This window comes from Actinomadura sp. NTSP31 (assembly GCF_041951385.1).
GTDB lineage: Bacteria > Actinomycetota > Actinomycetes > Streptosporangiales > Streptosporangiaceae > Spirillospora > Spirillospora napierensis.
Window position 1 is genome coordinate 24,390 of sequence record NZ_JBGNUT010000056.1, and the last position, 8,795, is coordinate 33,184.

Sequence of the window (8,795 nt, forward strand, 5' to 3'; positions counted from 1 at the left end):
CGCGGGCGGCGGTCCAGGCGAAGGGGCGGATGTGAGCGATCCCGGCGGTCTCGTGGAGGCACTGCGGCGCGCCGGCGTCGGCGGCGTGGACGACTCGGCGCTGGCCCGGTCGATGTACTCCTCGGACGCCTCGCTGTACCGCGTCGCGCCCCGGGTGGTGGTGACGCCCCGGGACACCGAGGAACTGCCCGCGGTACTGGCGGTCTGCCGGGAGTACGGCGCGCCACTGACGATGCGCGGCGCCGGCACGTCCATCGCGGGCAACGCGGTCGGGCCCGGCGTCGTCGTGGACGCGAGCCGGCACCTGAACCGCGTCCTGGAGATCGACCCGGACGCCGGGACGGCCCTCGTCGAGCCCGGGATCGTCCAGGCGCGGCTGCACCAGGTCGCCGGCGCGCACGGGCTGCGGTTCGGGCCCGACCCGTCCACCCGGACGCGCGCCACCCTCGGCGGGATGATCGGCAACAACGCCTGCGGTTCGCGGGCGCTCGGCTACGGGCGCACCTCAGACAACGTGCTCGGCCTCGACGCCGTCACCGGCTCCGGGGAACGGCTGCGGCTCGGCGACGTCCCGGGGCCCGCCGCCGGCGGCCCGCTGCTGGACCGGCTGCGGGACCTGGTGGACGGGCATCTCGCGCTGATCCGGACCGAGTTCGGGCGGTTCGGCCGGCAGGTGTCGGCCTACTCCCTGGAGCATCTGCTGCCGGAGAAGGGCTTCGACGTCGCGCGGGCGCTGGTCGGCACCGAAGGGACCCTGGCGGTGACGCTGGCGGCGCGGCTGCGGATGGTCCGCGAACCCGCGTGCCGGCTGCTGGTCGTGCTCGGGTACGGCTCGATGGCGGAGGCGGCGGACGCCGTCCCGGCGATCCTGCCGCACGCCCCGGTCGCCTGCGAGGGGCTCGACTCACGGATCACGAACGTCGTGCGGGAGCGGCGCGGGCCGGACGCCGTGCCGCCGCTGCCGGACGGGTCGGGCTGGCTGCTGGTGGAGCTGGCCGGCCCGGAGATCGGCGCGCTGCGGGAGACCGCACGGCGCGTCGTGGCCGGGTCGGCGAGCGCGGGCTCGATGCTGGTCGAGGACATGGCGCTGGCCGACGCGCTGTGGCGGATCCGCGAGGACGGCTCGGGCCTGGTGGCGCGGACACCGGACGGCAGGCAGGCGCACGCCGGCTGGGAGGACGCGGCCGTCCCGCCCGAGCGGCTCGGCTCCTACCTGCGCGAGTTCGAGGCGCTCCTCGGCGAGCACGGCCTGTTCGGCGTCCCGTACGGGCACTTCGGCGACGGATGCGTGCACGTCCGCATCGACTTCCCGTTCGACCGCCCCGGCGGCACGCGCGTCTTCCGCGACTTCCTGAACGACGCGGCGGCGCTCGCGGCGCGGCACGGCGGCACGATGTCCGGTGAGCACGGCGACGGGCGGGCGCGCGGCGAGCTGCTGCCGCACATGTACTCTCCCGAGGCTCTCGCGCTGTGCGCGCGGGTCAAGGACCTCTTCGACCCCGATGACCTGCTGAACCCGGGGATCATCGTCCGGCCCGCGCCGGTGGACGCCGACGTGCGGATGGCGGGCGTCCCCCCGGTCACCCGCGCGCAACTGCCGACGCTGGGCCTGGCCTACCGCCACAACGGCGGCGACCTGTCGCGGGCCGTGCACCGCTGCACCGGCGTCGGCAAGTGCCGCGCCGACAACACCGGGACCGGCGGGGTGATGTGCCCCTCCTACCTGGCCACCCGCGAGGAGAAGGACACCACCCGCGGACGGGCCCGCGTCCTGCAGGACGTCGTCTCCGGCCACCTCGGCCCGGACGGCTGGAAGACCCGGGCCGTCCACGACGTGCTCGACCTCTGCCTGTCCTGCAAGGGGTGCGCGTCCGACTGCCCCACCGGAATCGACATGGCGTCCTACAAGGCCGAGGCCCTCCACCAGCGCTACCGGCGCAGGCTGCGGCCCCGCGCCCATTACGCGCTGGGATGGCTCCCCCGCTGGACGCGTCTGGCCGCGAAGGCACCAACCGCCGTCAAGCTGATGAACACCGCGACGCGGTCGCGGGCGCTGCGCCCGCTGGTCGCCTGGAGCGCCGGCATCGACCGCCGCCGCTCACTGCCCGCGTTCGCGCCGGTGACCTTCCGCCGCCGGTTCGCCGCCCACCGCAGCCCCGCCGGCCGCAACGGCGACGTCGTCCTGTTCGTCGACACCTTCACCGACGCCTTCTCCCCCGACGTCGCCGACGCCACCGTCAAGGTCCTCGAACACGCCGGCTACCGCGTGGCCATCACCGAACGGCCGGTGTGCTGCGGCATCACCTGGATCTCCACGGGGCAGCTCGACGGCGCCCGGGCCCAGCTCCGGCGCACCGTCCAGGCGCTGCTGCCGCACGTCCGGCGGGGAGCCAGGGTCGTCGGCATGGAACCGTCCTGCACCGGCGTGCTCCGCTCGGACGCCGAGGAACTGCTGCGCGGCGCCGACGCGGCCGCCGCCCGCGAGGTCGCCGCCGCGACCCGCACCCTCGCCGAACTGCTCGCTGGGACGCCCGACTGGTCGCCGCCCGACCTGACCGGCGTCACCGGCGTCGCGCAGCCGCACTGCCACCACCACGCCGTCATGGGCTGGAGCAAGGACGCCGCCCTGCTCAGGGACGCGGGCGCCGAGATCGGCAGGCTCGGCGGCTGCTGCGGCCTCGCCGGCAACTTCGGCGTCGAGAAGGGCCACCACGACGTCTCCGTCGCGATCGCCGAGCACGCGCTCCTCCCCGCCGTCCGCGGCGCCGCCGAGGGCGACGTCGTCCTGGCCGACGGCTTCAGCTGCCGCACCCAGCTCGACGACCTCGCCGGCCGCCCCGGCGAGCACCTCGCCCAGCTCCTCGCCCGCCACCTCCCCGGCGAGGTCAGCGGTGCGCGAGCGTCCGGGAAAGGGTGAGGGCCGCGGTGTGGACGGCGGGCGCGACCGCGGCCAGGCGCATGCGGTTGGACCAGCCGGACACCGACAGCGCGCCGACCGCCTCGCCGTCCGGGCCGAGGACGGGGCTGGCGGCGCACAGGATGCCGTTGCCCGACTCCTCCCGGTCGTAGGCGACGCGCTCCGCGCGGATCCTGGCCAGCTCCCGGGTGAACAGGCCGGGCGCGACGACGGTGCGCTCGCCGACCTTGACCAGCCCGGCGTCCAGCACCCGCTGGACGACCTCGGGCGGTGAGAACGCCAGGATCGCCTTGCCGACGCCGGTGGCGTGCGCGGGCAGCCGCCCGCCGACCTGCGACGGCATCTTCGGCGCGTCGGAGGCGCCGAGGATCTCCACGTACACGACCTCGGCGCCCTCCAGGACCGCGAGGTGCACGGTCTGCCGCGTCGCCTCCCGCAAGTCGGACATGTAGGGCACGGCGGCGTCCCGCAGCACGCGCTGCCGGGGCACCCGCTGGCCGATCTCGAACAGCTTGAGGCCGAGCCGCACCCGGGGACCCTGCCGCTCCAGCAGGCCCGCCTCGACCAGGTCGAGCGCGATGCGGTGCGCCGTCGAGCGCGGCAGCCCGCTGCGCCGCGCCAGCTCCGCCGCGCCGAGGCCGTCGTCGTCCGCCCGGAAGGCGGTCAGCACCGCGACGGCGCGGCGCAGGAAGGTGTCGTCGGACGGCATGGCCTCACTGTAGAAGACGTGTCCCACCACGCGGGACGACCGCGTTGCCGGGACGGCCTCCGGCGCGCGAGGCTCGGCGCAGAGACGACGAAAGGAACGGCCATGGACCCGGGTTCCGCGCCCCCCGAGGGGGGACCACGCCCTACGCCCCCCGGCCCGGCTACGCCGGAATGGGTCGAGAAGGCCGCAAGAGCCCTGCTCGACGCCTACGCCTCCGGCGTCCCGATCCCACCCCTGACCGCGTCGCACCCCGGCATGACGGTGGACGACGCGTACGCGGTCCAGCGTGCGCAGTCGGACGCGTGGACCGCCGCGGGTGCCCGGATCAAGGGCCACAAGGTGGGCCTGACGTCGGCCGCGATGCAGCGCCAGATGGGCGTGGACCAGCCGGACTTCGGGATCCTGCTCGACTCGATGTTCCTGCCGGAGAGCGCCCCGATCGACGCGGGCCGGTTCCTGCAGCCCCGGGTGGAGCCGGAGGTCGCGTTCGTGCTCGGCCGGCCGCTGTCGGGGCCCGGCGCGACCGCCGCCGACGCGGTCGCCGCGGTGGAGTACGTGCTGCCCGCGCTGGAGGTCATCGACTCGCGGATCGCCGACTGGAAGATCACGCTGCCGGACACCATCGCCGACAACGCCTCCAGCGGCGGCCTGGTGCTCGGCACCCGGCCGGTCCGGCTGGGCGACCTCGACCTCGCGCTCATGGGCTGCCTGCTGCACCGCGACGGGAACCTGATCGACACCGGCGCGGGCGGCGCCGTGCTGGGCTCGCCGATCAATGCGCTGGTGTGGCTGGCCAACGTGCTGGGCGAGCGCGGCATCGCGCTGGAGGCCGGGCACGTGGTGCTGCCCGGTTCGATCACCGCGGCCGTCCCGGTCGCCCCTGGAGAGACGCTCACGGCGACGTTCGCCGGGATCGGCTCCGTCACCGCACGGTTCGGAAAGTTCGGAAAGGAGGAGCGCAAATGAGCGAAGCGACCCGGGGGGCGCGGGGGGTCGTCCCCCCTCGAGAAGGCGCGCGCAAGCTGACCGCGGCCATCGTCGGGCCCGGCAACATCGGCACCGACCTGCTGGTCAAGCTGAAGCGCAGCGAGCTGATCGACGTCCACTCGATGGTCGGGGTGGTGCCGGAGTCCGACGGCCTGGCCCGCGCCCGCGAGATGGGCGTGCCGACGTCGGCGGCGGGCGTGGACTGGCTGCTGGACCAGCCGACCCTGCCCGACCTGGTGTTCGAGGCGACGTCGGCGAAGGCGCACCTCGCCAACGCCCCGCGCTACGAGGCGGCCGGGATCACCGCGATCGACCTGACGCCCGCCGCCACCGGGCCGCTGGTGTGCCCGCCGGTGAACCTGGACACGGTGTCGGACGCGCCGAACCTCAACATGATCACCTGCGGCGGGCAGGCGACGATCCCGATCGTGCACGCGGTGTCGTCGGTCGTCCCGGTGCCGTACGCGGAGATCGTCGCGTCGATCTCCTCGCGGTCCGCCGGTCCCGGCACCCGGGCGAACATCGACGAGTTCACCGAGACCACGGCGCGCGCGATCGAGCAGGTCGGCGGCGCGGCCCGGGGCAAGGCGATCATCATCCTGAACCCGGTCGACCCGCCGATGATCATGCGGGACACGGTGTACTGCGCGATCCCGTCCGACGCCGACACCAAGGCGATCGCCGCGTCGATCGAGAAGATGGTCGGCGAGGTCGCCACGTACGTGCCCGGGTACACGCTGCGCGCGGAGCCGCAGTTCGACGGGCCCAGCGACCTGTGGAACGGGAGGGCGCGCGTGGCGGTCTTCCTGGAGGTCCGCGGGAACGGCGACTACCTGCCGCCGTGGGCCGGCAACCTCGACATCATGACCGCGGCCGCCGCCCGGGTGGGCGAGCAGCTCGCGCGCAGGAAGGCCACCTCATGACCGAGCGGACCGCAGAGAAGATCAGGATCACCGACTCGACGCTGCGCGACGGCAGCCACGCGATGGCGCACCGCTTCACCGAGGAGCAGGTCCGCGGCGTCGTGCACGCGCTGGACGGCGCGGGCGTCGAGGTCATCGAGGTGACGCACGGCGACGGCCTCGGCGGCTCGTCGTTCAACTACGGCTTCTCGCTGGAGGACGACGTCAAGCTCGTCGCCGCGGCCGTGGACGAGGCGACGCAGGCGAAGATCGCGGTGCTGCTGCTGCCGGGCCTCGGCACGGTGAAGGACCTGAAGATGGCGCACGACGCGGGCGCGTCGGTGGCGCGGGTCGCGACGCACTGCACCGAGGCGGACGTGTCGCTGCAGCACTTCGCCGCCGCCCGCGAGCTCGGCATGGAGACCGTCGGGTTCCTGATGCTGTCGCACCGGGTCGGCCCGGAGGAGCTGGCGAAGCAGGCGCGGATCATGGTGGACGGCGGCGCGCAGTGCGTGTACGTCGTCGACTCCGCGGGCGCGCTGGTGCTCGGCGAGGCGCAGGAGCGGGTCAGCGCGCTGGTGAAGGAGATCGGGCACGAGGCGCAGGTCGGCTTCCACGGCCACCAGAACCTCTCGCTCGGCGTCGCGAACTCGGTGCTGGCGCAGCAGAACGGCGCCAAGCAGATCGACGGGGCGCTGTGCGCGCTCGGCGCGGGCGCGGGCAACTCCCCGACCGAGGTGCTGGTCGCGACGTTCGAGCGGCTCGGCATCCCGACCGGCGTGGACGTGCAGGGCGCGATGGCGGCCGCGGACGACGTGGTGAAGCCGTTCCTGCACCGGCTGCCGTTCGCCGACCGGGGCGCGATCACGCAGGGCTACGCGGGCGTGTACTCCAGCTTCCTGCTGCACGCCGAGCGGGCCGCGGAGCGCTACGGCGTGCCGGCGCACGAGATCCTGCAGAAGGTCGGCGAGGCCGGCTACGTCGGCGGCCAGGAGGACATGATCATCGACGTGGCGCTGCAGCTCGCCGCCGAGCGCGAGCGCGCCTCCTGACCATGGCGTGATCAGGTCCGGGAGCCCGCTCCGGCGAGCGGGCTCCCGTCCAGACCGGCGAGCAGGGCGCGGGGGTCGTCGTAGACGGCCGCTGCGCCCGCTCCGGTCAGCTCGTCCCGGCTCCACCCGCCGCTGAGGACGCACACGCACGGCATTCCGGCCCGCGCGGCGGCCTCGACGTCCCAGCGGGTGTCGCCGACGAACACGGCGCGCTCCGCGGGGACCCCGGCGCGCTCCATTGCCAGTTCGACGAGGTCCGGGGACGGCTTGCTCGCCCCCACCTCCGAGGACGACGTGGCCTCGTCGATCGCGTCGTCGGCGTCGAGCGCGGCGCGCAGCGCCTTCAGCTCGGGCTCGGCGGCGGAGCTGGCCAGCACCACCCGGCTCCCCCGCCGGTGGCAGGCGCGCAGCAGGTCGGCGGCGCCGTCGAACGGCTTCAGCCGCGTCCAGTACTGCGCGTAGAGGGCGGTGTGCGCCGACCGGATCGCGTCGTCGGCGTCGCGGTCCCGGTCGCCTGGGAGCAGGTGGTCGAGCAGCTTGTCCGACCCCATCCCGATCGCCCGGTGGACGTTCGCCATCGGGACCGTGTGGCCGTACTGCAGGAACGCCTGCCACCACGTGGCGGCGTGCAGGTAGTTGGTGTCGACCAGCGTTCCGTCGACGTCGAAGAGCACCGCATCGATCATGCGGGGGCCTTACCCGCGGGCGGCCGGGAGAACCGGTGCCGGCCGCAACCCTAGGGCGCGCGAGCGGCCGGCACCGGATCGACTCGAACTCTAGGCGCTTATTGGCGGAGTGACAATAGCTATTGGCACAGCGCCAACAAAGGAACCGCCCCGCGGCCGGGGCCGGGGGGCGGTGCGGAGCGGGCGCGCGTCAGTGCTCGTGCACGATCACGCCCCGGAGGTTCTTGCCGTCGCGCAGGTCCTGGTAGCCCTCGTTGACCTGGTCGAGCGTGTACCGCCTGGTCACGAGCGCGTCCAGGTCGAGCTTGCCCTGGTCGTACAGGCGCAGCAGGCGCGGGATGTCGTACTGCGGGTTGGCCGACCCGAACAGCGACCCCTTGATCGTCTTCTCGAAGAGGGTGAGGACGGCGCCGGACACGTGGATCGTGAGCTTCTCCGGATGCGCGAGCCCGGTCACCACCAGCGTGCCGCCCTTGCCGGTCACGTTGAACGCGGCGCTCACGACGTCCTCGTCCACCACGCCGACCGTCACCAGCGCCTGGTCGGCGCCCTGCCCCCAGGTCAGCTCCATCACCTTGGCGAGCGCCTCGTCCGCGTCGCCGAAGGCGTGCGTGGCACCGAGTTCCAGGGCCTTTTCGCGCTTGAACGCGACCGGGTCCACCGCCACGATGTTGGCCGCGCCCGCGTGCCGGGCTCCCATGACGGCGTTGATCCCGATGCCGCCGATCCCGAACACCACGACGGTGTCGCCGGGCCGGACGCCGCCCGCGTACACCGCGCTCCCCCAGCCGGTCGGGACGCCGCAGCCGACCAGCACCGCCGTCTCCAGCGGCAGCCACTCGTCGACCTTCACCACCGAGTGCTGGGAGATCGTCGCGTACTGGCTGAACGTGCCGATCATGCACATGGCGCCGAAGTCCTCGCCGCCGCCGTGGAAGCGGAACGTCCCGTCGGGCATGTCGCCGTTCAGGATCGTGGCGCCCATGTCGCAGATGCTCTGCCGCCCGGTCGAGCAGTAGCGGCACGTCCCGCAGTTGGGGATGAAGCTGCACACGACGTGGTCGCCCGGCGCGACCTTGGTGACGCCGGCGCCGACCTCCTCGATGACGCCGGCGCCCTCGTGCCCGCCGACGATCGGGAACCGCGGCACCAGGTCCCCGTCGGTGAGGTGCAGGTCGGAGTGGCACAGGCCGGCCGCCACGTAGCGGATGAGGACCTCGCCGTCCTTCGGGCCGTCCAGGTCGAGCTCGGCGATCTCGAACGGCTTGCCGGGTCCCGCGAGTACTGCTGCCCTGGTCTTCACGCGCCTGACCTCCCGGATCGCGGTCCATGGGTGGATACACCACAACGTAACCCCGCGATCCTCCGCCGCATAGGGCGCGAACCGGGCAGGGCCGTGCCATCCTCGCCCCCTCACTGGGCGTTTCATCCTGCGAGTTCCGTTTGATTTCGGGTCAGGTGCCCCGCCATGTGGGAGTGGATTCGCCGGTGAGGCGGCGGCTCATGAGGTCGATCATTGCGAGGTGGATCATGGCGGTGGAA

General features: G+C 73.7%; 7 protein-coding genes. 4 read left to right on the forward strand and 3 right to left on the reverse strand.

Translation table 11 applies throughout. From position 1 onward, the window contains the following. The first annotated feature begins 31 nt into the window (after positions 1 to 31). Positions 32 to 2,917: an FAD-binding and (Fe-S)-binding domain-containing protein gene (locus ACA514_RS47220; RefSeq protein ID WP_375048081.1), complete on the forward strand. Its 2,886-nt coding sequence runs from the start codon at positions 32 to 34 to the stop codon at positions 2,915 to 2,917. Here the strand turns inward: ACA514_RS47220 and ACA514_RS47225 are convergent. Beyond that, positions 2,886 to 3,626 (reverse strand): IclR family transcriptional regulator, encoded by a 741-nt coding sequence (locus tag ACA514_RS47225; protein ID WP_375048082.1) that lies wholly within the window; start codon positions 3,624 to 3,626, stop codon positions 2,886 to 2,888. The two genes, ACA514_RS47220 and ACA514_RS47225, sit on opposite strands and share 32 nt — an antisense overlap. 255 nt (positions 3,627 to 3,881) lie before the next feature. On the opposite strand from ACA514_RS47225, the gene ACA514_RS47230 reads away from it, so the two are divergent. The 3 genes from ACA514_RS47230 to dmpG are packed head-to-tail and all read left to right on the forward strand — an operon-like array spanning position 3,882 to position 6,567. Next, on the forward strand, positions 3,882 to 4,592 hold the full coding sequence (locus ACA514_RS47230) for a 2-keto-4-pentenoate hydratase (RefSeq protein ID WP_375048084.1): 711 nt from the start codon (positions 3,882 to 3,884) through the stop codon (positions 4,590 to 4,592). Further along, positions 4,589 to 5,536, forward strand: coding sequence for an acetaldehyde dehydrogenase (acetylating) (locus ACA514_RS47235; protein WP_375048085.1), 948 nt, complete (start codon positions 4,589 to 4,591; stop codon positions 5,534 to 5,536). The genes ACA514_RS47230 and ACA514_RS47235 overlap by 4 nt, the downstream gene beginning before the upstream one ends. Beyond that, positions 5,533 to 6,567 carry a 4-hydroxy-2-oxovalerate aldolase gene (gene dmpG / locus ACA514_RS47240; RefSeq protein ID WP_375048086.1) on the forward strand — a complete coding sequence of 345 codons (1,035 nt, stop codon included), beginning with the start codon at positions 5,533 to 5,535 and terminating at the stop codon, positions 6,565 to 6,567. The genes ACA514_RS47235 and dmpG overlap by 4 nt, the downstream gene beginning before the upstream one ends. Positions 6,568 to 6,578: 11 nt before the next feature. On the opposite strand, the gene ACA514_RS47245 is transcribed toward dmpG, so the two are convergent. Then, complete coding sequence (locus tag ACA514_RS47245) at positions 6,579 to 7,253, reverse strand: HAD family hydrolase (protein ID WP_375048087.1); 675 nt, start codon at positions 7,251 to 7,253, stop codon at positions 6,579 to 6,581. Between the two features lie 190 nt (positions 7,254 to 7,443). Continuing rightward, positions 7,444 to 8,556 (reverse strand): NDMA-dependent alcohol dehydrogenase, encoded by a 1,113-nt coding sequence (locus ACA514_RS47250; protein WP_375048089.1) that lies wholly within the window; start codon positions 8,554 to 8,556, stop codon positions 7,444 to 7,446. Positions 8,557 to 8,795 lie beyond the last annotated feature (239 nt).